Genomic DNA, 26510 nt, shown 5'->3' on the forward strand with positions numbered 1-26510 from the left:
AGCATTGGCCGAAATAAGGATAATTGACCGCTAGTTAGCGGATTTCGCCAACATCAGGCGATGGTGATGCTGTCGGTAATCACCGAAGTCGTTCCCCATCAACAGCGTCAGACTGGGCGTCAGCATCTGCCACCAGCGCTCCACCAACCTGGGAGGCACATAGGGATAGGCACCACGGCCCGGCCCAAACTGACGGCGACCCAGGGTGCGGAAATGGGGAAGGTCAGAGACGGGAATGACACTCTGCGCCAGAACCTGTTCAAAGCTCAGTTGAGCCAGTTGATCACTGCGCTCCGGCGACGCCAGCCAGGGCAGCAGCACCGGAGTGGTCCAATGGGCCCAGTCCGGCGCCGCCCCCATCAGATTGAAGTTGCGCAGGTGCACCAGATTCCACCCCAGGTGCAACTGACCTTGCCGCGCCAGCAACCAGAGGGCGTGCAGGTCGGCAATCACCTCCTCTTCCCACAGTGACGGCCAGTAGGCGAAGCGAAAAGGCAGACGAAGCGTCTCAGGAACATTCAGAAGGTGTCCCCGCTCATGAAGCAGAGCCAAAGAGAGGGAGTGCACAGAGGGCCGCTCATACACCTTATGACCCAGCAGAAGAATGTGTGGCTGACTGATGCGCCTGGCGTCGGTGAGGATCAGTGAATGGTTATCCAGAGTGAGGGTGACCGCTCCCTGTCCTGCCAGTTGCTGGCTGAGCGTCGCTGCAAGTTCGTCAGGGGAGTGCTGCCAGTGGTCTGAGAAGGCGGCCACCAGGGGCTTGGGCAGACGCTGAAGGCACTGCGGCAGTTCACTGCGATCGCACACCGGCGCCGCAGCCACCAGGCTCGCCGCCAGCAGCAGGCTCAGCACCGCCGCCTCCAACCGGGGTAATCAGCCGGATGAATGGCAAATTTCTTCAGGATCTGAGAGAAGTACATGGCGCCAAAGTGTATCACAGGGGCCATTTCGGCTGTTAGAATAACCGGCTCACTGATTGTTACGGAAACACCATGGTTACCTCAGCTGAATTCGACCGGGCCTTCTACCACCCCAGATACTGGCCAATGTGGCTGGGCCTCGCCCTGATGAAACTGCTGACCTTCCTGCCTCTTAAAGCACAGTGGTGGCTGGGCAGCGGCCTGGGCAGGCTCCTCCAGGCGACCCTGAAGAAGCGGGTGCACGTGGCGCGCACCAATTTACGCCTCTGTTTCCCTGAGAAGAGCGAGGCGGAGCGGGAAGCGCTGCTGCGGGATAACTTCAACCAGACCGGCATGGCCCTGTTCGACAGCGTCAACGGCTGGTGGTGGAGCGACGAGCGCATCCAGAAACACATGACCATCAAGGGCATCGAGCATATCGAACAGGCCAAAGCCGATGGCCAGGGGGTGATCCTCTTTGCCGCCCACTGCCTGATGTTGGAAGCCGGCGCCCGGGTGTTCGGTCAGAAGTGCCCGGGCGTGGGTGTCTACCGCCCCCACAACAACAAATTTATGGAGTACCTGCAGGTGCAGGGCCGACTGCGCTCCAACAAGGGGCTGATCCCCAAGCGGGAGGTGCGGCAGATGGTCAAGGCGCTGCGCAGCGGCGAGGTGATCTGGTACACCGCCGATCAGGATGCCGGTCGCAAAGGGGCGGTATTTGCCCCCTTCTTTGCCGTGGAGGAAGCGGTGACGGTCACCGGGGCCAGCACCCTGGCGAAACTGGGTAAGGCCAAGGTGATGCCTTTTTTTGTTGAGCGCAACAAGGACAACTCAGGCTACACCATCGAGATCCTGCCTCCGCTGGAGGATTTCCCCAGTGGGGATGAGATGACCGATGCGGTGCGTGGCAACCAGATTCTGGAGCAATTGATCCGCCACCGACCTGAGCAGTACATGTGGCTGCACCGCCGCTTTAAGACCCGGCCGCAGAAGAGCGATCCCAGCCTCTATTGAGCCGCGGGTATAACCAACAGAAAACAGAGGGCGGAGCACCTGGGTGCTCCGCCCTTTTTTAATGTTCTATCCTGGCCAGGTCCGCTCAAGCACACCGTCGGATTCGAGGCTCAGCCCCTCACCGGCTTTGGAGGCCAACGGTCAGCTCGGTGAATCCCGTGTGCGGGTCCGGCTCTCGACCGAAGCTGAGGTTGTGGTACTGGTGAAGAATCAGTTCCGCGGTGGTATCGATGAGACACCCCTCCAGCAAGTGGCCACCGATGACTTCGCCATCTTGCCTGGCAACGCTAAGATGAACATGCTGATGATCCGGGGTGAGGGTTCCCATCACGGACACGATCTCGACAGGTTCGTTCAGCAACAACGTCTGCGTTGCTCCCGCCAAGCGAACATGAAAATGGGTCAAACACCCGACACAGGAGGCGATACTGCCTGCCTGAATCCCCTGCTCTGTCACCAGCCGCTGAAGGGATCGTTTCAGGTCATCGCCCTTGGTTAAGCGGACCGCTATGGGAGTGATCACTGAGTGCCTCACCTGTCTGAAGAAAGGCATCAGTCTACTGGCTTTGGCCCGCCTTCGGCCACAATAACGACAGGCTCCCCCTTTGGAACCGCCGTTTACCTCTAATGCTTCTTGGGCTTTTCCGACAGCCACAGGTTGATGGTGCCCTTGACCACCACGGTGCCCTGATCGTCGTAGGCGGTCACCCGCACCGGCAGATTCCCAGGCTGCCAGGCATCAGGGTCGGTCTCCGCCACGCAGCGAATGTCGCTGCCCGCCTTGGCGGTGTATTGCACGTCCATCCCTTTGGGGATCCAGCGCAGGTGTTTGGGAATCGAGGCCTCGGCCATCATCCCCATGGCCAATTCCAGGCCATTGCAGATGGCAATCACATGGACGGTGCCTATGTGATTCTCCACCCTGCGCTTCTTACTGATGATGCAGCTGACGTGATTGGGGCGCAGCGCCTCCAATCGCGTCGGTATGGTCTTAAAATAGGGGGCCTTGTTGGCGACAATGCGGGTCATCAACCAATCACTGAAAGGCAGCTTCTGCACCTTCTTGTGAATGTTCAGCAGGTAGTTATCGGACATCCTCTTCCTCACAACTGGTCTGATCAGTTATGAGCCGATTATTCACTCTTTATGTGATCATTGTCAAAAATTCGTGACCACAGTGCCGCCACCGCCTCGCACCCTGAGGGCTTGTGCGCCTGAGGCAGCAACCCGCTCAGGCCCGCCAACACCCTGTGGTGATTGGTGTCCCGAATCTCGGTGTAGGTGCGCACCAGCAGATCCGCCTCCTCCGCACTGAGCAGCGCCTGCTGCAGCGCCACCTCCAGGATGCGAACGTTATCGGACCAGCGGGTCATCTGCGGCATCGCTTCGCTGTGGGCCAACACCAGATACTGGGTGATGAACTCGATGTCGGTGATGCCGCCTGGCCCCTGCTTGAGATCGAACTCTGTGTCATTGCCTTTATGCAGGTGGTTGCGCATCTTCTCCCGCATCTCGCTCACCTGGGTGTTGAGCTCGGCCTCCTCCCTGTGCAGCGACAACACCGACTCACGAATTTCATTGAACCGCTTCACCATAGCCGGTTCGCCGTAGACCACCCGGGCCCGCACCAGGGCCTGATGCTCCCAGGTCCAGGCCTCTTGAAGCTGGTATTCATAGTAACGGTCGATGTGGCTCACCAACAGACCGGAGGCGCCGGAGGGGCGCAGCCGCATATCCACCTCATACAGAATCCCCGACAGGGTTCGGGTGGAGAACAGGTGCAGGACCCGCTGGGCCAGCTTCAGGTAGAAGTGGTTGTTGTCTATTGCCTTATCACCATCGGTGTAGCCGCTGTCAGCCCGGTGCAGGAACACCAGGTCCAGATCCGAGCCATAGCCGAGCTCCAGCCCCCCCATCTTGCCGTAGGCGACCACGGCAAACCCCTTGTGCTCCCCGGCACAGGAGGGCACACCATGGCGGGCAACCAGCTGGTTCCAGGCCAGTTGCACCACCTGATCCACTATGGCTTCCGCCAGCCAGGTGAGGTGATCGCTGACCTTCATCACCGGCAGGACTCCGGTGACGTCGGCGGCGGCGATGTGCAGCTGACTGATCTGCTTAAACTGCCGCAGCGCCTCCATCTGCTGCTCCAGATCCTCCTCGGGCACCCGCATCAGGAACTCCCGCAATCCGGCGGCATAGCCATCCGGCGGCAGCACCTGATAGAGGGACATGGGATCGATCAGCTCATCCAGCAAAATGGGATAGGCCGCCAGCTGATCCGCGATCCAGGGACTGGCGGAACACAGGCGCACCAGTTGCTGCCGGGCCGCAGGATTTTCCAGCAACAGCTCCAGGTAGGTGGTGCGGGTCAAGATGGTGCCCACCACCTTCATCACCCGACTCAGCAGCTCAGGTTGATTCTGCTTGCCCGCCAACTCCCCCAGGAGCCTGGGCATCAGCTTATCCAGGGTATCCCGGCCACGGGGTCCGATGGTGCGCCGGGCAAACTCACTGCGGCACTGCATCAGCGGCTCGGCCAGGGCGATATCCAGGCCGCTCTCCTGAAGGATCTCTTCCACGTCGGGGTCCGGGTGCTGCCACAGGGCGGGCAGCTCTCCCAACTCCTCCTCCTCCTGCTCGTCGCCACCGATGGTCTCCTTGAACACCAGATGGATGTTCTCCATGTGTTCGGCCAGGGCCTGACGCAAGCTGCCCCACTCCTCGAAGCCCATACTCAGGGCCAGACGCAGCTGATCTTCGGCACCGTCAGGCAGGGTCTGGGTCTGTTTGTCATCCAGGGCCTGCAACAGGTTCTCCAGCCGGCGCAGGAAGCGGTAGCCGTCGAGCAGCCGTTTGTGATCACGGCCATTGATGCAGTTGCTGCGGGTCAGTTCCGCCAACACCGGCATCAGGGGCTGACGACGCAGCGCAGGCTGACGACCGCCGCGGATCAACTGATGGGTTTGCACCACAAACTCCACCTCACGGATGCCGCCCCGGCCCAGTTTGATGTTATTGGTCAGGCTGCTGCGACGCAGCTGAGATTCGATCAGTGCCTTCATCCGCCGCAGGGCATCGATGGCGGAGAAATCCAGGTAGCGGCGGTAAATGAAAGGACGAAGCAGGCTGTGCAGATCGGCGGCATCGTCGCACTTCCCCATCACCCTGGCCTTGACCATGGCGTAGCGCTCCCACTCCCGCCCCTGCTCCTGATAATAGTCCTCGACCGCATCGAAGCTCACCGCCAGGGGGCCGGCCTCGCCAAAGGGGCGCAGTCGCATGTCCACCCGGAAACAGAACCCTTCCGGGTCCACGTCCGCCAGCAAGCCGATCAGCTTCTGTCCCATGCGGATAAAATACTGCTGGTTATCCAGCTGCTTGCCACCGTCGGTGCTGCCATTTTCCGGGTAGGTAAAGATAAGGTCGATGTCGGAGGAGAAGTTCAGCTCCCCACCGCCGAGTTTGCCCATTCCCAGGATCAAAAGCGGCTGCTGTTTTCCCTCGGGACCTCTGGGGTAGCCGAAACGGGGTGCCAGATGCTCGGTAAGCCAGTCCCGGGCCGCCAGAATCAGGGTTTCCGCCATTTGAGACAGGTGCGCCAGGGACTCATCCAGGGGCGCCAGATTGAGAAAGTCCCGGGCCGCGATCAGAACCATCTGCCGATGACGGAAACGACGCAGAACCCGCTTAGCCGAGGCCTCATCCTGACAAGTGGACAGCGCCTCATCCAGGGTGGCGCGGAATTGAGGATGGCGCAGATGCTGGGGCAGTTGCTGGAAAAACTCCGGCAGCCAGTCACCGTCCCGGCTCAGACGACCGCCGATAAACTGGGACATGGCAAACAGGTAGTTGAGTCTCTGCTGCTGCTGTTCATCCAGGGCACTCCAGGGGGCCTCCCCCAACACCTCTCTGTAATGATCGGCCTGCTGGCGCAGGCTGGCTGGGAGGTTGTCGAACAGGGGCGGCAGGCTCATAATAACTTCCTGTGTGTGCGGATTTTTCTCGGATTACCTTAGCAGAAAGCGGTTAAGAAGGCAGCGGTCGGATATGGCAGAGTGGTTGCAATGGGATTGGATTCACCTGGCCCTGGAGATAGGAGGCAGCCTGCTGCTGTTTACCCTGCTTCGATTCAGTCAGGGCTGGTGGGAAGGGGTCAGCAGTCAAAAGGAGCTGGCGGAGCGGGATAACGTCGCCTTTGGCATCAGCACCGCAGGTTCATTGCTGGCCATGGCGCTGGTGATCAGTTCGGTGATGCCTCGTCAGGGCCACCTCAGCTACACCCAGCAGGGGATCAACCTGATCGTGTTTGGCCTCATCGGCCTGTTGCTGATTCGGGTCAGCCTCTGGGCCAATGACCGTTTCGCCATCAACCGCATCGACAAGAAACAGCACATCCTCAGCGGCAATGTCGCCATGGCCCTGACCGACGCCAGTGCCGCCCTCAGCGCCGCCTTCATCATCCAGGCTCTGCTCACCAAGCTGCATCAGGCCCCCTCTCTGATGGGCGTGGTCAGCTATGGGCTGATCTACATCGCCAGCCTGGTGATGCTCACCGGCATCAGCCACTGGATGCAGCGCCTCCATGACCGCCATGGCTATGGCCCCTTCCAGCAGGCGATCGAGCAGGATCAGCGCTCCGTTGCCCTGAACCACTCCGGGGTGGTGATCGCCTGCTCTCTGATCATGTCGGCGTCTGTGTATCTGCCTGATGTGGGCGTAAACCAGCCCCTGACCCTGCTCTGGAGCTGGTTCGGATTCGCCTTGGGGGGGTTGCTGCTGCTGACCCTGTGGCAGAGGCTGCTCAGCGCCTGGGTAATGATTAAAATAAATCCAGACAGGGAGATCGCCCTGCAGGACAACAGCGGCATTGCCGCCCTGGAAGCGGCTCAGTGGGTGGGGGTTGCCCTGCTGCTGAGCGCCATGATTGATTGAGAGAACTATGCCAAAAGAGTCTTTAAGCCCCAGGGAAACGGGGATGATGTTGCTGTCGGTGTTGTCGGTGATCGTCGTGCTGGTCATCGCCTTCAACGACGAAACCAAAGAGGCGATCCGTCTGCTGCTCTATGTCGATTTCGCCATCTGCTTGGTGTTCATCACCAACTTCTTCTGGGGACTGGCCAAAGCGGACAGCCGCAAGCTCTATTTCACCCAACACTGGATTGACCTGGTGGCCTCCATTCCGGTGATTGAGCCTCTGCGCTTCGCCCGGATCTTCCAGGTACTGCGGGTGATCCGCCTAATGCGCATGAGCCGCTCCCTGCTCAAGGCTTACAGCCACCATAAGCGGGAAACCACCGCCACCAGCCTGCTGGTTGCCCTGATCACCGTACTCACCTTCTCTTCGGTGATGATCCTGCTGTTCGAGGACGGGGTACCTGGATCCAACATCAACGACGCCGAATCCGCCATCTGGTGGTCCCTGGTGACCATCTCAACCGTGGGATACGGCGACTACTACCCGGTGACCACAGAAGGCCGGGTGATTGGGGCCATGGTGATCATCTGTGGCGTGAGCTTCTTTGGTATCGTGGCGGGCTACCTGGCCTCCATCTTCGTCTCCCCCGAGGAGCAGGAGAAGCTGGACGAGCAGAACAAACAGCTGCAGAAGCGCTCCGACGCCCTGGAAGCCAGATTGGCGGCCCTGTCTGAGCAGAACCGCCAGATTCTGGCCAGGCTGGAGGCCCTTACTCCCCCCGAAGCTCAGGCAGCAGGGCAAGAAGGGCCAGCTGAGTCTGACCATAAGCGGGAGACGCCATAAGTTGAGCCAGCCGCGCCCTGGGATCCGGGGCGTCCACCAATCCCTGCCCCAGGGATGCCAGGCGTACCGCCAGCGCCGGCTCCCGTTCAAACAGCAGTTGAGACAATCCGCTGAACTGGACCACCAACGCCTCCAGGGCCCCCTGTGTGCCCAGCATCAGGTGATGCTCGTTGCACTGCCAGCCTGCCAGCCCCCTGGCCAGGTTTTCGGGCGGCTCAGCCTGAACCGGAGACTGAGGCGACAGGCCGGCCAGCCGATAGCCGCGGGCAGCCTTGGAGGCCTGGCCCAGGCGCAGATTGAATCGCTCCGCCAGCTTCTGAGCCAATTGCAGCGCCTCGCCCAGGTCGCCACTGATCAACTCCAGCTCCAGCTCATCGATCACTTCACTCTTGCCAGCCGCCAGCACCTCTCCGGAGTCCAGCGCCACCTCCAGCAGGGTGCCACCGGCCAGTTCCAGCTCCAGGGCGTGACGGCGGAAATTGGTGGCAAACTGCTCGGTCAGCGCCTGCTGCAGGGCCGACACCTCCTCCCCTTGCCAGACTTCCACCGGAAACAGCGCCAGCTCCGGCCAATCCGCGTCGATGTCGACGTTGTACTCGGGCCGGCGGTGCACGCCGGTGTCACTGCTGCCGGCGGTCTTTACCGTCTGCTCTCGATGCTCGCCCTTCTGGCGGATCCGCAAACCAATATCCAGATGGCGCAGCGCCAGTTCCGGGGTGTCAAAGTAGCGATTCACCAGAAAGTGAACCTGATCACTTTTTACTCGACCCGCCTGTTTCAGCGCCGAAACCAGTTCATTCCTGTCTACCTGGGTGAGCAACAGTTTCAGTTCGATTTCCATAAGCCTATAAGTTTCTTTAAAAATTCATACTGACGTAAGTAAAGTGAAATAATGTCATATAAGTGTCACATTACTGACATAGGATGCTCCCGGCCTTGATTCATCGGGATTTTTATAGCCAGCCGTTATAATTACTCCACAGAAGGCCAGATTTTTGATGTTGCTTATATTGGTGCATAGGGTAACATGCGCCCGCCAATGCTATTGAGAGCAAAGCAGAAGGTTCTTTGGCTATGCCAGTAAATACGATCTTAGGTGTCTTCGCGAAGTCACCCATTAAACCGCTTCAAGAGCACATGCATAAGGTGCACGAAGCGTCCAAGATGCTGATTCCTTTCATGGAAGCAGTTATTGACCAGAAGTGGGAACGTGCCCGCGAACTCCAGGGCGAAGTCAGCCGTCTGGAGCGTGAAGCGGATGTTCTCAAGCGGGAGATCCGTCTGACCCTGCCTGGTGGCCTGTTTATGCCGGTGGAACGCACCGACATGCTCGAGCTGCTGACTCAGCAGGATAAGATCGCCAACAAGGCAAAAGACATTGCCGGTCGCATCATTGGCCGTGAAATGGTGATGCCTGCCGATCTTCAGGATGATCTCAAATCCTACCTACAGCGCTGCGTTGACGCAGTGTCTCAAGCCTCCAAGGCCATCAACGAACTGGATGACCTTCTGGAAACCGGTTTCCGGGGACGGGAAGTGAACCTGGTTGAAGAGATGATTCAACAACTGGACCGCATCGAAGACGACACTGACCACATGCAGATCAGCCTGCGCCGTCGTCTGTTCAGCATTGAGAAAGACCTCAATCCTGTGGATGTGATGTTCCTGTATAAGATTCTCGAGTGGGCCGGAGATCTGGCCGACCAGGCAGAGCGGGTTGGCTCTCGTCTGGAACTCATGTTAGCTCGCGCTTAAGTCGAGACAAAATAAAAAGTTAAGGGTTTACCATGGTAGAAGTACTGGTAAATTACGGCCCCATTTTGATTGTGGTGGCCGCATTATTCGGTTTTCTGATGGCTTACGGTATTGGCGCAAACGACGTTGCCAATGCCATGGGGACTTCGGTAGGTTCAGGCGCACTGACCATCAAACAGGCGATCGTCATCGCGATGATCTTCGAGTTTGCGGGCGCTTACCTGGCCGGGGGAGAGGTAACCTCCACCATTCGTAAAGGAATCATCGATTCCGCCTTCTTTATCGACCAGCCTGAACTGCTGGTGTACGGCATGATCTCCGCCCTGTTGGCTGCAGGTATCTGGCTGGTCGCTGCCTCCATCCTGGGCTGGCCTGTGTCCACCACCCACTCCATCATCGGTGCCATCATTGGTTTCGCCGCTGTCGGCGTGGGCGTAGACAGCGTCAACTGGGGCAAGGTGGCTGGCATTGTGGGTTCCTGGATTGTGACCCCCGCCATCGCCGGTTTCATCGCCTACATCATCTTCCAGAGTGCTCAGAAGCTGATCTTCGATACCGAAGACCCGCTGAAGAACGCCAAGCGCTACGTCCCCTTCTACATGGGTCTGGCGGGCATGGTGCTGTCTCTGGTGACCATCAAGAAGGGCCTGAAACACGTTGGCCTGCACTTTGACAACGTTGAAGCCTGGGGCCTGGCCATCGCCATCTCCATCACCGTTGCCCTGATTGGTAAGTTCTTCATCAGTCGCCTGAAGCTGGATCCCAGCGCCGACCGTGACATGCACTTTGCCAACGTGGAAAAGGTGTTCGCCCTGCTGATGGTGGTGACCGCCTGTGGCATGGCCTTCGCACACGGCTCCAACGACGTGGCCAACGCCATTGGTCCTCTGGCTGCGGTAGTGTCTATCGTTCACGCGCAGGGTGAGATTGTCGCCAAGGCACCCCTGGTATGGTGGATTCTGCCCCTGGGCGGTGTGGGTATCGTTATCGGTCTGGCCACCCTGGGTAGCCGGGTGATCATGACCATCGGTAAGAACATCACCCACCTGACCCCAAGCCGCGGCTTCGCCGCAGAGCTGGCGGCGGCCTCTACCGTGGTGATCGCGTCCGGTACCGGTCTGCCCATCTCCACCACTCAGACTCTGGTCGGTGCGGTTCTGGGTGTAGGTATGGCTCGCGGCATCGCCGCACTGAACCTGGGTGTTGTACGCAACATCGTGGTTTCCTGGGTCATCACCCTGCCAGCAGGCGCCGGTCTGTCGATTGTGATTTTCTACTTGATTCGCGCCATGCTGGGTTAATATCCTTAGCTGATATCACCCGCTGTCTTCACGGGCAGCGGGTTTTCTGTATTAAGGGTTCTGAATATGTCGCACAAACCTCTGGCCATCGCCGCGCTGCTCAGCGCCGCCCTGCTGGCCCCGAACATCACCGCCGCTGAGAGCAACTACAGCATCTCAGAGGAGATTTACATCTACCTGCATTCAGGGCCGGGCACTCAGTTCCGCATCCTGGGTTCGGTAAAGGCTGGTATGCCGGTGACACTGACCGGTGAGAACCAGGGTGACTATGTTCAGATCATCGACGACAAGGAGCGCACCGGCTGGGTCAAGCGAGACCAACTGACCGAGCAGGAGAGCTTCCGCCTCGCCGTCCCGCGCCTCAATGACGAGGTCGCTGCACTCAAACAACTGCTGGACGCGGAGCAAACCCGCACCGCCGGGCTGCAGGAGCAACTGACGCAGCTCAACAGCGAGCTGGAGTCGACCCGACGCGATGCCATCAATGTGGAAGCCGACCTGAAGACCACCCTGGATTCCCTCTCTGCCGAGAATGAGCAGCTCAAAGAGGAGAATCAGAGCATGCAGAACAGCGAGCGCTGGCAGTGGCTGCAACAGGGCGGCATGGTGGCCGGTGCCGGCCTGATACTGGGCCTGCTCATCGCTTACCTGCCAAGGCCTCAGCGACGCCGCAATAACAAGAGTGGTTGGGTGTAACCGCCAGCATCAGGGATTACCCTAGAATCAGAAACTAAGCCGATAATTTTTATCGGCTTTTTTTATTCCCACCCCTCCACACCATCCCCTTTATCTTCGCCGTTTGGTGTTTGAATCTCCGCTGCACAAAACGCCAGCAAACCCTGTTTCACCTCACAATTTAAGGGTATACTGTGCGCGCCGTTGGCGCGGATTGTATACAAAAACAAAACTGATCACAGGATGCCGCGCCGCCCCATGGATTACGAGGGACACGCGATGTTTAAAGCAAGCCAAGTACTGGCTAATGGAGTACCCACTGACCTGACCAGCCTGAGAGAGGCGATCAGCGTCAATCACGGTGCGGATGAGTCCGACTACATCAGCGAACTGCTGCAACTGGTTCCGCAAGACCAGGCCACCATCGACCGCATCACTGAACGAGCCGAGCGTCTGGTGCACGAAGTGCGCAGCGTCGAGAAGAAGGGGCTGTCAGTGGGCATCGATGCCTTCCTGCAGCAATACAGCCTGGATACTCAGGAAGGGATCATCCTGATGTGCTTGGCGGAGGCCCTGCTGCGCATCCCAGATGCCGCCACCGCCGACGCCCTCATCGAAGACAAGCTCTCCGGCGCCGACTGGGCCAGTCACCTCAAGGGATCCGACTCGGTGTTGGTGAACGCCTCCACCTGGGGCCTGATGCTCACCGGTAAGGTAGTCACCCTGGACAGGACCCTCGACGGCAACCCCAACAACCTGCTGGCCCGCCTGGTCAATCGAGTGGGCGAACCCATCATCCGCAAGGCGATGTATACCGCCATGAAGATCATGGGCAAGCAGTTCGTCCTGGGCCGCTCCATGAACGAGGCGTTGGCCAACTCCGAAGACAACCGGGGCATGGGCTACACCCACTCCTATGACATGCTGGGTGAAGGCGCCCTGACCCAGGGCGACGCCGAGCGCCACTTCCAGGAGTACAGTCAAGCGATCAATACCCTGGGCAACCACCGCTCCAAACACAGCGACGCGCCCCTGCCCTCCATCTCGGTGAAGCTGTCTGCCATCCACCCCAAGTATGACGTCGCCAATGAGGCTCGGGTGCTGGAGGAGCTGCACGACACCATGATCAAGCTGATCACCCAGGGCCGCCAGCTGAATGTGGGCATCACCCTGGACGCAGAGGAAGCGGACAGGCTGGAACTCTACCTCACCCTGTTTGAGAAGCTCTACCGCAGCAACGCCAACCGCGGCTGGGGCAACTTCGGCGTGGTGGTCCAGGCCTACGCCAAAACCGCCCTGCCGGTGCTGTGCTGGCTCAACGCCCTGGCCTCTGAGCAGGGCGACCGCATCCCCATTCGCCTGGTAAAGGGCGCCTACTGGGATACGGAGATCAAACACTGTCAGCAACTGGGGGTCGCCAACTACCCGGTGTTCACCCGCAAGGCCGCCACCGATGTCTCCTATCTGGCCTGTGCCCGCTACCTGCTGTCCGACTTGACCAAGGGCAACATCTACCCTCAGTTCGCCAGCCACAACGCCCACACCGTGGCCGCGGTGCTGGACATGGCCGGCGAGCGGGAGTTTGAGTTCCAGCGCCTGCACGGCATGGGACAAGAGCTGTACGACCCGGTGATCACCCAACACCACCCCAGAGTGCGCATCTATGCCCCCGTGGGCGCCCATGAGGACCTGCTGCCCTATCTGGTACGGCGACTGCTGGAGAACGGTGCCAACACCTCGTTCGTTCACAAGCTGGTGGATCCCAATACCCCGGTCAGCAGCCTGATCGCCCACCCGCTGACCACGCTGAAGGCCTGCCCCACCCTGCATAACCACAAGATTGTCCTGCCGGAAGCGATCTTCGGCAGCGAGCGCAAAAATTCGAAAGGAATCAACATGAACATCGCCGCCGAGTCCCGCACCTTCTTTGCCAAGCTGGATGGCTTCAAGACCCACCAATGGCAGGCAGCCCCGCTGATTGGCGGCGAGACCATCAAATGTGGCGATGCCCTTGCCATCACCAGCCCTCAGGATCGCGGCCAGACCGTCGGTCAGGTGCACTTCGCCGACGCCGCCACCATCGAGCAGGCGGTCAAGGTCACCAATGCCGCCTTCCCCGCCTGGAACCGCGAAGATGTCGACGTACGGGCCCGGGCAGTGGAGAAGCTGGCGGACCTGCTGGAGAGCCACAGAGAGGAGTTGATCGCCCTGTGTACCCGCGAAGCGGGCAAAACCTTGCAGGATGGCATCGACGAGATCCGTGAAGCGGTGGACTTCTGTCGTTACTACGCCGTCCAGGCCCGCAAGATGCAGGGCGAAGCCACGGTGCTCCCCGGCCCCACCGGCGAGTTGAACGAGCTCTTTGTTCAGGGCCGTGGCACCTTCCTGTGCATCAGCCCCTGGAACTTCCCCCTGGCGATCTTCCTCGGTCAGGTGGTGGCCGCCCTGGTCACCGGCAATACCGTGATTGCCAAGCCAGCAGAACAAACCAGCCTGGTGGCCTATCGCGCCGTTCAGCTGGCGCACGAAGCGGGCGTTCCCGGCGATGTTCTGGCCCTGCTGCCGGGCACCGGTGCCCTGGTGGGCGGCAGCCTGACCGGCGATGACCGCATCGGCGGCGTCTGCTTTACCGGCTCCACCCAGACCGCCAAGGTGATCAACCGCGCCCTGGCTGGCCGCGAAGGGGCCATCGTGCCTCTGGTGGCGGAAACCGGTGGCCAGAATGCCATGGTGGTAGACTCCACCTCTCTGCCTGAGCAGGTGGTCAAGGACGTGGTGCAATCCGCCTTTGCCAGTGCCGGTCAGCGCTGTTCCGCTCTGCGGGTGCTCTACGTCCAGGACGACATCGCCGACAAGGTGATCGATCTGCTCAAGGGTGCCATGGCCGAGCTGCATGTAGGCAACCCCGCCCGCCACATGACCGACCTGGGCCCGGTGATCGATGAGGCCGCTCAGACCAACCTGCTGGCTCACATCGACCGCATCTCCAAGGAGGGCAAGCTGATCTTCCAGGCTCCTCTGTCCGAGGAGTGTCTGGACGGCACCTTCGTTCAACCGACCGCAGTGGAGATCCGCCATATCGGTCAGCTGGAGAAGGAACATTTCGGCCCCATCCTCCACCTGATTCGCTACAAGACCAGCGATCTGGAGAAGGTGATCGAGGAGATCAACAGCACCGGTTTCGGCCTGACCCTGGGAATCCACAGCCGCAACGAATCCCACGCACTGAAGGTCGCTGACAAGGTGAATGTGGGCAACGCCTACATCAACCGCAACCAGATTGGCGCCGTGGTGGGCGTTCAGCCCTTCGGTGGCCAGGGCCTCTCCGGTACCGGCCCCAAGGCGGGCGGTCCCCACTACCTGACCCGGTTTGTCACCGAGAAGACCCGCAGCAACAACATCACCGCCATCGGCGGCAATGCCACCCTGCTGTCACTGGGCGACGGCTAAATCAGCGAGAAGACCGCCAAAAAAACAGGCCGCCCACTGGGCGGCCTGTCTGTTTCTGACGTTAAGCCAGGCTGCACTAGAGTGCTTCCAGGGACATCACCACCTTGGGGCCGCTTTGATTCAGCTCCACCCGGCTCTCCTGGATGAACACCCGCTCGGCACCGATGCCGAACTGGGCGATCAGCACCTGCTTGACGGCCTGAGCCCGGCTGGCCGCCAGCTCCGGCAGGGCATCCAGGGGCAGATTAACCCTCTCCAGCAACTGGTTATACAGCCCCTGCTGCCAGGCCTGAGGCGGCTGGCCCTCAGGGGGCGGCGGGGCGGATCCCACGCCAAAGCGCCGTTCATAGGCGCTGACCAGCAGCGTCTGCTGTTCCGGGGTCAGCCCCTGCTCCGGAGTGGCGTCAAAGCCCAGTTCGGCGGAGAGTGCCTTTGAGGCCAGGGCACTGCGATCCGCGCCGACGGACACTGCCCCCTGGACCGACAGGCTGAGACCAGGACGTTGTGACAAGCCATCCGCCAGACGCTTGAGCTGCGCCTGAGCACCGGGGGACACCGAGGCGACACCAGGCTCGAACAGCACCTCTGAGGCTGGCTCCTCCCCGCCCAGCAAAGAGCCCAGCAGGGTAAAGGGCGAGGTCACCACCTTGGTGATGGCATTGAACAGCGCCTTGCCCACCAGGGGGCCGATGGCAAACTCAGGGTCGTCCACATCCCCCTGCACCTCCAGACCCAGATCGATGACGCCATTGCTGTCCTGCAACAGGGCCACCGCCAGGGCGACTGGCAGACTGGTGGCCTTGTCTGAATCACTGCGCTTACCCAGCTTCAGTTTGTCCACCACCGCCCGGTTGCTGCCCACCATTTTACGCTTGTCCAGCTTGTAGTTGAGGTAGAGATCCAGCTGGCCCTGATCGATGAAGTAGCCGGCATAGGTGCCGGAATAGGCATTCAGCGACGTCAAATCCACATTATCGAAGGTGAGCGCCATATCCAGGTAGCTCTCTGCCGCCAGGGGCTGTAGCTCGCCGGTGAGGCTCACCGGCGCATAGCGGTCGACCTGGCCCTGAATGTCCACCTTGGCACGGGAGTCTGGCTTGGAGCTGAGCCCACTGATGCTGCCCGCCAGGGTCTCAATGCCAGTGGCAAACTTCGGGGTCAGGCTGTTGTCGGCAAAGAAGGCGCCGCCGTCGCTCAGCTCGATGCGGTTGATGCTGAGCTGCAGCGGCTCAGATGCCCCGCCATCTTCGGCCTCGGCAGCGGCGTCTGCCCCCTGGGGCTGACTCTCGGCCCCCAGCAACTGCTGAATGTTGGTGCTGCCATCCTCATCGATGATCACCCGCGCGTAAGGCTGAGTGACGGCAACGGTATCCAGCGCCACCGACAGGGGGGCGGTGCCCACCTTCAGGCTGTTGACATCAAGCTGCTGCCATTTCACGAAGTCCCTGCCCTGAGCCGGGTCCTGAGTCACCAGCTCTTGAACCGCCAACTGGCCGTCGTAGCTCAGATCCAGTGGTTCGACCCCGGCCAGAGTCAGGGTACCAACGCAGCTCAGGCTGCCTGAGGTCATCTTCAGCGGCACCAGGTCCTGCCAATAGGGAATGGTCGCAGTCAGAGGGAAACGCTCCAGATTCAGCTCGAACTGGGCATTGAGGGTCTGTGGCACCAGCTCACCTTTGGCACTGAAGGCTGCATCGTCGTTGATGCGGCTGAGCACCTCGAGGGCGATGGGCTGGCTCAGATCGTTTGAGGCCGGGCCGACGGTCACCCGATCCAGATCCAGGATCCAGGTTGTCGCCTCTCTGGGGAGCCGATCCTCCAGGGTCAGGCGGAACTGCTCAACACTGGTTCCCGCCAGAGTGACCCGCCAGGGCTCTTCCGGCTCATCGCCGTTGGAAGCTGGGTCAGGCTGAGCATCAGTGTCCTCGGCGATCACCGGCTGGAACAGGGTCGCCCAGTCCAGCCCTTGTTCGCTGTTCACACCCAGGATCTGCCCCTGTTCCAGGGCCAGCTTGGCCACCGACACAGAGCGCTCATTCAGGTCCAGGCTGATCCCCGCCACCCGGGTTTTCGCCAGGGTCAGCAGCGGCCCCTGGTCGCTGGAGAGATTCAGACCGGACAGCTCAATGGTGCCGTCATTCAGCGTCAGCGATGAATCGTTGCCCACGCGCTGAAATCTCAGCCCGGTGTGCAGATCCAGTCGTCCCTGATCCAGCTGGAAACGGAACAGGTCTTTGATGAAGGGCCAGTAGCGGGTCAGATCCAGGTCATCCAGAGTCAGCTCCATCTGAATGTCCGCAGGGGCCAGGGATGCCGTGGCCTCCACCAGCAGGCGCCCCCCACCTGAACCGGACAACGCCAGAGCCATCTTGTTGTCTGCCCCCGCCAGGGCCAGGTTCTGGGCATCGAGCTCCAGATCGGTAAATCGGGTACTGGCCCCATCGGGACGCCGGTAGCTCACCACACCACTCTCCAGATTGAGATCGGCGATGTACAGCTGTGGAACCGTGGGCTCCTGAGGTTCGGCCTCCGGTGAGGGGCTGGATTCCGTCAGGGGCTTGAGCAGGACACCCAGGTTGCTGCGACCCTGCCCCAGCTCTCTGACCGCCAGCTCGGGGCCCTGCAGAGAGAGGGTTTTGATGCGGCCACTCAGGGTGAACAGCGAGTGAAGGGGGTCGAGGTCCAGGATCAGCTGCTGCAGACCCAGCACAGGCTCGCCGTCGTCACCATCGAGACGGACACCGTCGATCTGCAGTCGCCAGGCAAAGGGGTGGAACGCCACCTTTTCCAGGGTGAGTTGGCCATTGAGGTTGTCGGCCACCCACTTGGGAGCCTGGCTCTGAATCAGCCGGGGCAGGCCCCAGCCGGTGAGCAGAAGATAGATGAGCAGGACCAGCAGGCCCCAGCCGCCCCGGCGAATCCAGGGGTTACTCCATAGGGTTTTGATATTCACGGGACTCCCTACTCCGGGCTTTAAGTGACTCTCCCCGAGAGACAGCGAACGCAATAATCATAGACACTCCCGCCGGATGACGCGGAGGCAAGATACAGTAAGTGTGGCCCAGTATATCAGGAATAACTGGCCCAACCTGCTGTTTTAACATGTGAAGATAAAGGGGGGCACGGCACTCCCCGACCGGACAATGCCGCGCCCTGTTGCCGCGAGGCGACAGAGAGTCAGAGTTGACCCAGGGCGGGGACGCTGAACGCCTGGCCGGACATCTCCAGAATCACCTCGTTAGGCCGGATCTCGCGCAGCATCACCCCGGGGGCCACGCTGTCTCCCTCCTGCAGCTCACGACCGTTGGCCCTAAGCCAGCGGCTCTCCACTTCCGAAGAGTAGACATGGGCGGTGATGTTGATGTCAGGCAACCGCTTCTGGAAGTTCCAGGGCAGGCTGCCCAGCTTGGGCACCTCGGCGGAAGCCACAGGCTCACTGGCCTGGGGGTTGAGCAGGGACTCGGCGCTGACCTCGGGCTCGGGCTCGGGCGCCGGTTCCGGCTCGGCGCTCACCTCAGGGTCCAACTCAAGGTCGGCCACTGCACGCTCGAAGGCCGCCAACAACTTGGCATTGGCGGGCTCGGCCGCCTCCGGGGCCGCCTTGGGCGCCTGAGTAGCGACCTGAGGCTGAGAACCGGCAGAAGCTGTCGCTGCCTCCACCTGCAGATGATCCTGGGTAAGCACCTCGGCCTTGAACTCGGCATCGGTCATCTCGGGCTCAATCTGGTCATTCTGAGGCTTATACACGTACTGGGGCTCAGGCTCCGCCACCTGGGCAGGTTGCTCCCAGGCCACCGGAATGGGCATCACCACCTGCCTGACCAGCTGAAGCTCTGGGAGCTCAGTGACAATCTCAGGTTCGGGCTGAGGCTGAAAGCTCACCGCCAGCAGGCCCAGGCCTACCCCCATGGCGGTGCCAATCAGCGGCCAGCCATAGTGCCAGGGCAAAGCGCGTTTCGGGGCCAGGGGCGCCGCCATGGCAGGGTCCAGTTGACCCTGCTGCTGCTTCTCGCGGCCTACCGCATCCAACAGATAAGACATCAGGCGTCTCCTCCCTGGCTGAGTCTGGGGCCCTGTTCACTGCTCATCAGGCTGAGCAGCTCAAGGGTTTGTCGTCCGGCGATACCATCCACCTCCAGGCCAAAGCGGCGCTGGAAACTCATCACCTGCTGTTTCAGCTCCAGGTCATAGCTGCCGAGCATTCGGGCCGGGCGCTGCTGCAACCGGCTTAGGGTATTCTCCAGCCATTGCACCTGCCCCTGAGGACTGCCCTCCCCCACCAGCCTTGGCAGTTGGCCGGAGGGCCGCCAAATCAGGCTGTAGTGGCCATCAAAATGACTGATAAACCAAGACTTACTCGCGGAAATCCACTGATCACCAAACTGCAGGGTCAGAGGTGCATTGCCATCATTGCCGCTATTGAGCAGGGCACCGTAGAAGAGGGAACCGTCATCGCCGCGCAGGCTGACCACCGCCGGATAGTCCATCTCCAGCAGCTGCTGCCAGCTGCTGACCCCATCCAGGCAGGCCAGGCCCCGGGACTGGGCAAACTCACAAGGTGCGGTCGCCGGCACAGGTTGCTGCCAGTGGTGAAGCAGAGCCTGATAGGCCTGCAGATCATCGGCGAAGCGGCTCAGCTGAGGGACAGGAGCCGAAGGCTGGACCTGGGCTTGAGGCGCAGACTCCGGCTTAGGCGCCAGGACGTAGACCACGGCTGCAGCGGCGATGCCGGCGGTCAGGGTACCCGCCAGCCAGGGCCAGCGCCCCTTGGCTTTGGCCTTGATGCCCAGCACCTCAGCGGCGGCGGATTCCACCTCGCGGCGACCCAGATAGATCTTCTGGTGGGCGTAGCCCCCCATCAGGGCCCGCTCACACAACAGGTTGATCACCCGGGGCACCCCGCCACTGTACTGATGCAGAGCCTTGATGGCACCGGACTTGAACAGGGGCTGAGCCCGGCCCGCCACCTGCAGGCGGTGCTGCACATAGTGAGACACCTCCTCCTTAGTCAGAGGCAGGAGGTGATAGCGGGCGGTAATGCGTTGAGCCAACTGGCGCAGCTCGCGACGCTGCAGCAACTCCTGCAGCTCTGGCTGACCGATAAGGATCACCTGCAACAGCTTGCGGGTGTCGGTCTCCAGGTTGGTCAGCAGCCGCAGCTGTTCCAGCACCTCAGGCTTGAGGTGCTGGGCCTCATCGATGATCATCACCGTATTGCGGCCCGCCTTATGGTTGGCCAGCAGGAAGGCGCTGATCTTGTCGGTCAGTTGCTTGAGCGTCGGGTCTGGGTCATAGGGGATCTTCAGCTCATCGCACAGGGTCGCCAACAGCTCCAGCTCCGTCAGAGCCGGATTGAGGATAAAGGCGGTATCGGTGTTGTCCGGCAGTTGCTTGAGCAGGCTGCGGGACACTGTGGTCTTGCCGGTTCCCACCTCTCCGGTCAGCAGCACGAAGCCGCCATTCTCCCCCAGACCATAGGTCAGGTGAGCCAGGGCCTCACGATGTCGGCCGCTGAGAAACAGGAAGGCTGGGTTGGGGGCGATGGAGAAGGGGCTCTCCGCTAGCCCATAAAATCCCTTATACATAGCTTTTGCGCGGTTCTTGGTCGAATTCGCCCAAGGTAAGGGGTGTCATCTGGCTTGTCAAAGCCACCAGGCCATATAATGACGAAACAGCGATTTTTAGGAGAAAAAGGTGGAGATCTACCTGGTAGGCGGCGCGGTGCGCGACCAGCTGTTGGGGCTGGAAGTAAAGGACAGGGATCATCTGGTTGTCGGGGCGACCCCGGAACAGATGCTGGCGTTAGGCTACCAGAGCGTAGGCAAGAGCTTCCCGGTCTTTCTGCATCCCCAGACCCATGAGGAGTACGCCCTGGCCCGCACCGAGACCAAGGCCGGCCATGGTTACACCGGGTTCGAGGTCTGCTCCGACCCGGAAGTGACCCTGGAGCAGGACCTGCTGCGCCGCGATCTGACGGTCAATGCCATCGCCATGGACAGCCAGGGTCAATTGCACGACCCCTACCAGGGCCAGAAGGATCTGGACGCCAGAGTGCTGCGCCATGTCTCCCCCGCCTTTGTGGAGGATCCATTGCGGGTGCTGCGGGTGGCCCGTTTTGCCGCTCGCTTCCACCCCCAGGGCTTTACCGTCGCCGAAGACACCCTGGCTCTGATGGCCGAACTCGCCGACTCCGGAGAGCTGTCCCACCTGACTCCTGAGCGGGTATGGAGTGAAGCCGAGCGTGCCCTGGCGGGCCCCTGCCCCTGGGTGTTCTTCGAGGTACTGCATCGCTGCGGCGCCCTTTCGGTGCTGATGCCTGAACTGGCTGCCCTGGACGGAGTGCCCCAGCCCGAGGCCCATCACCCGGAAATCGACTCCCTGGTTCACACCCTGATGGTGCTCAAACGCGCCAGCGAACTGTCCGACTCGGTGGCAGTGCGCTTCGCCGCCCTGACCCATGATTTGGGCAAGGCACTGACTCCCCAGCATGAGTGGCCCAGGCATATCGCTCACGAAACCCGGGGCCTGGCGCCCCTGGCGGATCTGTGCCAGCGTCTCAAGGTGCCCAACGCCCCCAGAGAGCTGGCGGAGATCGGTTGCCGGTGGCATCTGCACGGTCACCGGGCCCTGGAGCTGAAACCCACCACCCTGCTGAAGCTGTTCGATGGCGTCGATGCCTGGCGCAAGCCAGAGCGGTTTGAACAGTTCATCCTGGTGTGTCAGGCGGACGCCCAGGGCAGGATGGGCCTGGAGCAACGGCCATACCCCCAGGCGGCCTGGCTGCGGCAGGCCCTCTCCCTGGCCAACCAGATTGAGGTGAAGCCCATTGTCCAGGCCGGCTTCAAGGGCGGGGCCATAAAAACGGAGCTGACCCGAAGACGAACACAGGCACTCGCCGATGCCCGATGATCGTCTCGGCATGATGTAAGAACTTCGCCCGGGGTGACCAACGCCCGGGCTGAAATCGCCCCATCCTCCCAGATCACTGACGTAGACTGGAAAGACCCCGGCCAACCAGGAGCCCTCAATGCCCAGGCAGCTGCTCAAACAACACTTTGGATTTGATGAATTTCGCCCCGGTCAGGAGCCGGTGATTCAGCGACTGATGGCGGGTGACAGCGCCGTGGCGATCTTCCCCACGGGCTCAGGCAAATCCCTGTGTTACCAGCTGCCCGCCCTGACCCTGCCCCACCTGACCCTGGTGATCTCGCCGCTGCTGGCCCTGATGCAGGATCAGCTGGCGTTTCTGCGCCGCCGGGGCATTCCGGCCGCCGCCATCGACTCCAGCCAGAGCTTCGAAGAGAGCCGGGAAGTGATGCAGCAGGCTCAGCGTGGGGAACTGAAGATCCTGATGGTATCGGTAGAACGCCTGAAGAATGAGCGCTTCCGCCGGTTTATCAGCCAGGTTCCCCTGTCGATGCTGGTGGTGGATGAAGCCCACTGCATCTCCGAGTGGGGTCATAACTTTCGGCCCGATTACCTGAAGCTGCCCCACTATCGGCGCTGGCTCAAGATCCCCCAGGTATTGCTGCTCACCGCCACGGCCACCCCCAGAGTCATCGAGGACATGTGTGCCCGATTTGAGATCCCCGAAACCGGGGTGGAAACCACCGGCTTCTATCGCCCCAACCTGGATCTGACGGTGAGGGGAGTGAGCGGCGGCCATAAGCGCAGCGCTTTGCTGCAGGCCCTGGCCGGGGAGCCCGAGGCGCCCACCATTGTGTATGTGACCCAACAGGCCAGTGCCGATGAACTGGCCCAATGGCTGACTCAACAAGGGGTCAGCGCCCGGGCATACCATGCGGGCATGGACCATGAGAAACGCAGCGCCTGTCAACAAGCCTTTATGGCGGGCAAATTGCCCGTGGTGGTGGCCACCATCGCCTTTGGCATGGGTGTGGACAAGGCCGATATCCGTCGGGTCATCCACTTCGATCTGCCCAAATCGGTGGAAAACTACTCCCAGGAGATCGGCCGTGCTGGCCGGGATGGCGGACTGTCCCACTGCCTGCTGCTGGCTGACACCGGTAACCGCACCCTGCTGGAAAACTTCGTCTTTGGCGACACCCCGGAACTGTCGGGCATCCAGGCAGTGCTTCGGTCATTGGCCGACGCAGGGGCCCAGTGGGAACTGCTGCCCAACTCCCTGTCGACTCTGAGCAACATCCGCCAGCTGCCCCTGCGTACCCTGCTGGTCTACCTGGAGATGGCGGGAATCATTGAGCCGCAATACAGCTACTTTGCCGAGATCAAGTTCAAGCTGCTGGTCGAAGAAGCCAGCCTGCTCACCCGGTTTGAGGGGGAGCGACAACAGTTCCTGCGCGCCCTGCTGCAACACAGTCACAAAGCCCGCACCTGGTATCAACCGGACTTCGATGCCCTCCACACTCAATACGGCTCAGACCGCAACCGCGCCATGACCGCCCTGGAGTACCTGGCCCAACAACAGTTGGTTGAGTTGCAAACCCGGCAGATGACCGAAGTGTTCCGGGTGCGCACGCCCCTGCCTGAACTGGCTCCCCTGGCGGCTCAGCTGCATCAGCAGTTCCTCGACAAGCAGGAGCAGGAGGTGGCGCGCATCGAGCAGATGCTGCAGCTGCTGCAGGAACCCCACTGCCTGAGTCATGCCCTGGCCGCCAATTTTGGCGATCCCCAGGCCCCCGAGCGCTGCGGCCACTGCTCAGCCTGCCGAGGGGAGACCGCCACCCTGTCACAGCCCCAACCTTTGGCGGAAGCGGATCCGGAACAAGTGCGACGCTGGCTCTCCCCTCTGGCCGACAAGCTGCAACAGAGTTTGCAGCAGCCTCTGACGCCGGAGCTGGCCGCCCGCTTCCTGTCCGGCCTGCCTACCCCCTGGCTGACCAAGGTCAGGGCCAGGCAACTGGCTGGCTTTGGCGCCCTGGAGGAGCACCCCTTCCGGGTGCTGGTTCAACTCTGTCAGACCAGCATCATCCCAGGGTTGGCCCTGCAGGAGTAAGTTCATCCGATGAAGCTAAGTCGATGAATCATCGACGCAAATTATGACTTAACCGGCTGAGAACAATGTGAATTATGTCGGATAGGCCATAGGCATTGCTGTTCCGAGTGGCTAGTATGACTTCAAGCTTTGTCACTCACATAAAATGCGCGGATGAAATCCTTCAACTGGAACAAAAACTTCGTTACCGGCTTCGACAGCGTAGACAGCCAGCACCAGGAGCTGGTCAGCCTGATCAATGGATTGGGCAATCTTCTCACCGAGAACAGATTCGATGAACAACGAGCTCGGGAGCTGATTCAAAAACTGGCGGATTATGCCCACGACCACTTCCAGGATGAAGAGGCCCTGATGGTGGCCCAGGGGATCGACTGCCGCCATTTGAAGCACCATATCGACGACCATCGTCACTTCCTCCGGGAGGTGGCCATACTGCAGCAATCGGTCAACACCGAGACCTCCGCCGGTTACATGCTGGAGTTTCTGATCCACTGGCTCGCATACCACATCCTAGGGCAGGACCAGAACATGGCCCGCCAGTTGGAGCGGATAGAGGCAGGCATCCCGGCAGCCGACGCCTTCGACGAACAGCAGCGCAGCCAGGACCCGGCCACCAGCACCCTGCTCGACGCCATTGGCCAGTTGTTTAAACAGGTCTCTGCCCGCAATCAGGAGTTGCAGGAACTCAACCTGACTCTGGAAGAGAAGGTGGCCAAACGCACCCTGGAACTCAGTGAAGCCAACCGCCATCTTGAGCTGCTCTCCCTCACCGACACCCTGACCCAGCTGCCCAATCGGCGCCACGCCATGCAGACCTTAGAGGCCTTGTGGAAAGAGGGAGAAGAGAAAAAACTGCCGGTGACAGCGATGCTGGTGGATGCCGACTACTTCAAGCAGGTCAACGACACCTATGGACACGATGCCGGGGATCAGGTGCTCATCGAGCTGGCCAGGACCCTCAGAGGCGCGGTACGCACCGATGATCTGGTGTGCCGTCTCGGCGGTGACGAGTTCCTGGTGCTTTGCCCCAATACCGACCTGGCCGGTGGTCAGATTCTGGCACAGCAGCTGGTGAACAAGGTGGCTGCGCTCAGGGTGGCCACCGGCGGTGCGCCCTGGCAGGGCAGCATCAGCCTGGGCTTTGCCAGTCAAATACCGAAGACAGAGGATTTCGAAGCCTTGATCAAGGCCGCCGACCGGGGCGTCTACGCCGCCAAAGAAGCGGGAAGGGGCTGCGCCAGGACCACTGCAGCCATTGGGTAAAATGATGAACCGCGACAAGCTGCTGCAAGCCACAAAGCCAGGCCAAATGATTCATCTTGATATCGGTGAAGATGACCATTTAATTGGTGAGCTGATGAGTGTGCAATCCGATTATCTCACGATTCATCAGGCCACAGACTTTCACTTTGACGGTTTGGCGCATGTCAGACTTGAGAGCATTCATCACCTTATCGACGATGAGCAAAGCCGTTTCTATTCAGAGCTCTTCGAAAAAACAAACCACGCTCCACGGTCCGATGAACTTCAATCCTTCCCTGAAACCTTTGATCGACTGCTAGCGCGCATCATCAGCAACAGATTGATCGTCTCCTACCACATCGAAGATATGATGTTGCTTGGGGAAACCCTGGGCTACCTGGATGAAATGATCACCATCCGTCCCATCAATACACTGGGAAAGGTGGGGGAAGCAGAAACCATCTCCAAGAACGAACTGACCTGTATTGAGGAGGGCACTGAGTACGTTCTGGCCTACGCCCGGCATCACCTCAACTCCTGAGTTCAGTCGCAATCAAAAAGCCACCGCCTTGGCGGTGGCTTTGCTTTCTCCAGTCAGCCGTTAAGCTTCCACGGTCGGCTTCTTCTCCTGGGCCTTCTCAACCAGTTTCTTGCTGCTCTGCTGAGCATCGATGTTCACCAGCTCGACCCGGGCTCCCTCCACTTCGTGCCACTGACCACGGGCAAAGAAGGAGAAGTTGGCCACCCCGGACTGCCAGTCCTCGTTCATCACCATCCTCAGTTTGGCGTTCTTATGCTCAATGGGGTGACCGCCCACCAGCAGCGGGCTGATGTCGAACCCTTCCGCCACCACCAGAATGTGGCAATCCTTCATGGTGCACATGTAGGACCACTCTCCGGTGAACTGGGACACCACATTGATCGGGGGGCTGACAGGCTGAAAGATGTGGCCCACACCGGACACACTCTTGTTGACCGTGTCCACCAGCAGCTTCAGGGTCAGGGAGGCGCCGCCGAGGATGGGCATCTCCTTGGTGCCCAAGGCAATCTGGTAGGAAACGGGAAACAGGCCGGTTTGAATATCTTTGGAAGTGCTCATAGTTCAATCCTTTGTATGCTTTGAGTAGATCTCAGAGGTCCATCACTGACCTCAGGCTTCGCAAGTCTAGGAGCGCCTGTCTGCCCTCGCCACGTCTTGGGGAAAAACCAGAGATCGCCCTTCCGTCTCGAGCGCCATTTTCCTACAAGGATTGCAACGACGAATCCTCCACAGGGTGATAAGGCGCCGTGGAATAACGGCGCCAGCGTATAAAAACTCCTAAAAAAACCTCATCAGAAATCACGACTCCTCGGCGGCTGCGACCGATTGTCGCACTTTGCCCCATGGCCATTGCCGAACTCGGCTCAGAGCGAAAATAATGCGCGGCAAC

Annotated in this window: 20 protein-coding genes; 11 read left to right on the forward strand and 9 right to left on the reverse strand. The window is 60.5% G+C overall.

Going from position 1 to position 26510, the window contains the following annotated elements:
* Positions 1 to 30: 30 nt before the first annotated feature.
* Positions 31 to 855, reverse strand: a complete 825-nt coding sequence (locus QUE41_RS18205; protein ID WP_286340388.1) for a hypothetical protein — start codon at positions 853 to 855, stop codon at positions 31 to 33.
* A 140-nt stretch (positions 856 to 995) separates the two neighbouring features.
* Between QUE41_RS18205 and lpxL the strand changes: the two genes are divergently transcribed.
* On the forward strand, positions 996 to 1919 hold the full coding sequence (gene lpxL / locus QUE41_RS18210; RefSeq protein ID WP_286340389.1) for an LpxL/LpxP family Kdo(2)-lipid IV(A) lauroyl/palmitoleoyl acyltransferase: 924 nt from the start codon (positions 996 to 998) through the stop codon (positions 1917 to 1919).
* Between the two features lie 118 nt (positions 1920 to 2037).
* On the opposite strand, the gene QUE41_RS18215 is transcribed toward lpxL, so the two are convergent.
* From QUE41_RS18215 to glnE, 3 genes are all read right to left on the reverse strand, one after another.
* Positions 2038 to 2442, reverse strand: coding sequence for a PPC domain-containing DNA-binding protein (locus tag QUE41_RS18215; protein ID WP_286340390.1), 405 nt, complete (start codon positions 2440 to 2442; stop codon positions 2038 to 2040).
* A gap of 101 nt (positions 2443 to 2543) precedes the next feature.
* Complete coding sequence (locus QUE41_RS18220) at positions 2544 to 3014, reverse strand: hotdog fold domain-containing protein (RefSeq protein WP_286340391.1); 471 nt, start codon at positions 3012 to 3014, stop codon at positions 2544 to 2546.
* Between the two features lie 38 nt (positions 3015 to 3052).
* Positions 3053 to 5896 carry a bifunctional [glutamate--ammonia ligase]-adenylyl-L-tyrosine phosphorylase/[glutamate--ammonia-ligase] adenylyltransferase gene (gene glnE, locus QUE41_RS18225; protein WP_286340392.1) on the reverse strand — a complete coding sequence of 948 codons (2844 nt, stop codon included), beginning with the start codon at positions 5894 to 5896 and terminating at the stop codon, positions 3053 to 3055.
* 73 nt (positions 5897 to 5969) lie between these two features.
* Here glnE and QUE41_RS18230 point away from each other — a divergent pair, with 73 nt between their 5' ends.
* Positions 5970 to 6854: a DUF350 domain-containing protein gene (locus tag QUE41_RS18230; protein WP_286340393.1), complete on the forward strand. Its 885-nt coding sequence runs from the start codon at positions 5970 to 5972 to the stop codon at positions 6852 to 6854.
* A 7-nt stretch (positions 6855 to 6861) separates the two neighbouring features.
* Positions 6862 to 7680, forward strand: coding sequence for a potassium channel family protein (locus QUE41_RS18235; RefSeq protein WP_286340394.1), 819 nt, complete (start codon positions 6862 to 6864; stop codon positions 7678 to 7680).
* Here QUE41_RS18235 and QUE41_RS18240 read toward each other — a convergent pair.
* The gene (locus QUE41_RS18240; protein ID WP_286340395.1) at positions 7607 to 8521 is read right to left on the reverse strand and encodes a CYTH domain-containing protein; all 915 of its coding nucleotides are present in this window, start codon (positions 8519 to 8521) and stop codon (positions 7607 to 7609) included. The two genes, QUE41_RS18235 and QUE41_RS18240, sit on opposite strands and share 74 nt — an antisense overlap.
* A 233-nt stretch (positions 8522 to 8754) precedes the next feature.
* Between QUE41_RS18240 and QUE41_RS18245 the strand changes: the two genes are divergently transcribed.
* The 4 genes from QUE41_RS18245 (at position 8755) to putA (ending at position 14861) form a co-directional block, all read left to right on the forward strand.
* Complete coding sequence (locus tag QUE41_RS18245; RefSeq protein ID WP_028109992.1) at positions 8755 to 9435, forward strand: TIGR00153 family protein; 681 nt, start codon at positions 8755 to 8757, stop codon at positions 9433 to 9435.
* 32 nt (positions 9436 to 9467) lie between these two features.
* On the forward strand, positions 9468 to 10736 hold the full coding sequence (locus tag QUE41_RS18250; protein ID WP_286340396.1) for an inorganic phosphate transporter: 1269 nt from the start codon (positions 9468 to 9470) through the stop codon (positions 10734 to 10736).
* Between the two features lie 66 nt (positions 10737 to 10802).
* Positions 10803 to 11432, forward strand: a complete 630-nt coding sequence (locus QUE41_RS18255; protein WP_286340397.1) for a TIGR04211 family SH3 domain-containing protein — start codon at positions 10803 to 10805, stop codon at positions 11430 to 11432.
* Between the two features lie 258 nt (positions 11433 to 11690).
* Positions 11691 to 14861 (forward strand): bifunctional proline dehydrogenase/L-glutamate gamma-semialdehyde dehydrogenase PutA, encoded by a 3171-nt coding sequence (gene putA, locus QUE41_RS18260; RefSeq protein ID WP_286340398.1) that lies wholly within the window; start codon positions 11691 to 11693, stop codon positions 14859 to 14861.
* A gap of 76 nt (positions 14862 to 14937) precedes the next feature.
* Here the strand turns inward: putA and QUE41_RS18265 are convergent, their stop codons facing one another.
* The 3 genes from QUE41_RS18265 to QUE41_RS18275 form a co-directional block, all read right to left on the reverse strand.
* Positions 14938 to 17814, reverse strand: coding sequence for a DUF748 domain-containing protein (locus QUE41_RS18265; RefSeq protein ID WP_286340399.1), 2877 nt, complete (start codon positions 17812 to 17814; stop codon positions 14938 to 14940).
* Between the two features lie 224 nt (positions 17815 to 18038).
* Positions 18039 to 18902, reverse strand: a complete 864-nt coding sequence (locus tag QUE41_RS18270) for a general secretion pathway protein GspB (protein WP_286340400.1) — start codon at positions 18900 to 18902, stop codon at positions 18039 to 18041.
* Positions 18902 to 20446, reverse strand: coding sequence for an ExeA family protein (locus tag QUE41_RS18275; RefSeq protein WP_286340401.1), 1545 nt, complete (start codon positions 20444 to 20446; stop codon positions 18902 to 18904). Before QUE41_RS18275 ends, QUE41_RS18270 begins: the two co-directional genes overlap by 1 nt.
* Positions 20447 to 20555: 109 nt before the next feature.
* On the opposite strand from QUE41_RS18275, the gene QUE41_RS18280 reads away from it, so the two are divergent.
* The 4 genes from QUE41_RS18280 to QUE41_RS18295 all read left to right on the forward strand — a co-directional run bounded on the left by QUE41_RS18280 (position 20556) and on the right by QUE41_RS18295 (position 25621).
* Complete coding sequence (locus tag QUE41_RS18280) at positions 20556 to 21770, forward strand: multifunctional CCA addition/repair protein (protein WP_286340402.1); 1215 nt, start codon at positions 20556 to 20558, stop codon at positions 21768 to 21770.
* A gap of 118 nt (positions 21771 to 21888) precedes the next feature.
* Positions 21889 to 23838 carry a RecQ family ATP-dependent DNA helicase gene (locus tag QUE41_RS18285; protein ID WP_286340403.1) on the forward strand — a complete coding sequence of 650 codons (1950 nt, stop codon included), beginning with the start codon at positions 21889 to 21891 and terminating at the stop codon, positions 23836 to 23838.
* A 153-nt stretch (positions 23839 to 23991) separates the two neighbouring features.
* A complete protein-coding gene (locus tag QUE41_RS18290; RefSeq protein ID WP_286340404.1) occupies positions 23992 to 25101 on the forward strand; it encodes a GGDEF domain-containing protein in 1110 nt (369 codons plus the stop codon).
* A gap of 4 nt (positions 25102 to 25105) precedes the next feature.
* Positions 25106 to 25621 (forward strand): hypothetical protein, encoded by a 516-nt coding sequence (locus QUE41_RS18295; protein WP_286340405.1) that lies wholly within the window; start codon positions 25106 to 25108, stop codon positions 25619 to 25621.
* 60 nt (positions 25622 to 25681) lie between these two features.
* On the opposite strand, the gene QUE41_RS18300 is transcribed toward QUE41_RS18295, so the two are convergent.
* Positions 25682 to 26179 (reverse strand): DUF1842 domain-containing protein, encoded by a 498-nt coding sequence (locus QUE41_RS18300; RefSeq protein ID WP_286340406.1) that lies wholly within the window; start codon positions 26177 to 26179, stop codon positions 25682 to 25684.
* Between the last annotated feature and the right edge of the window lie 331 nt (positions 26180 to 26510).

This window comes from Ferrimonas sp. YFM, from assembly GCF_030296015.1.
Lineage (GTDB): Bacteria > Pseudomonadota > Gammaproteobacteria > Enterobacterales > Shewanellaceae > Ferrimonas.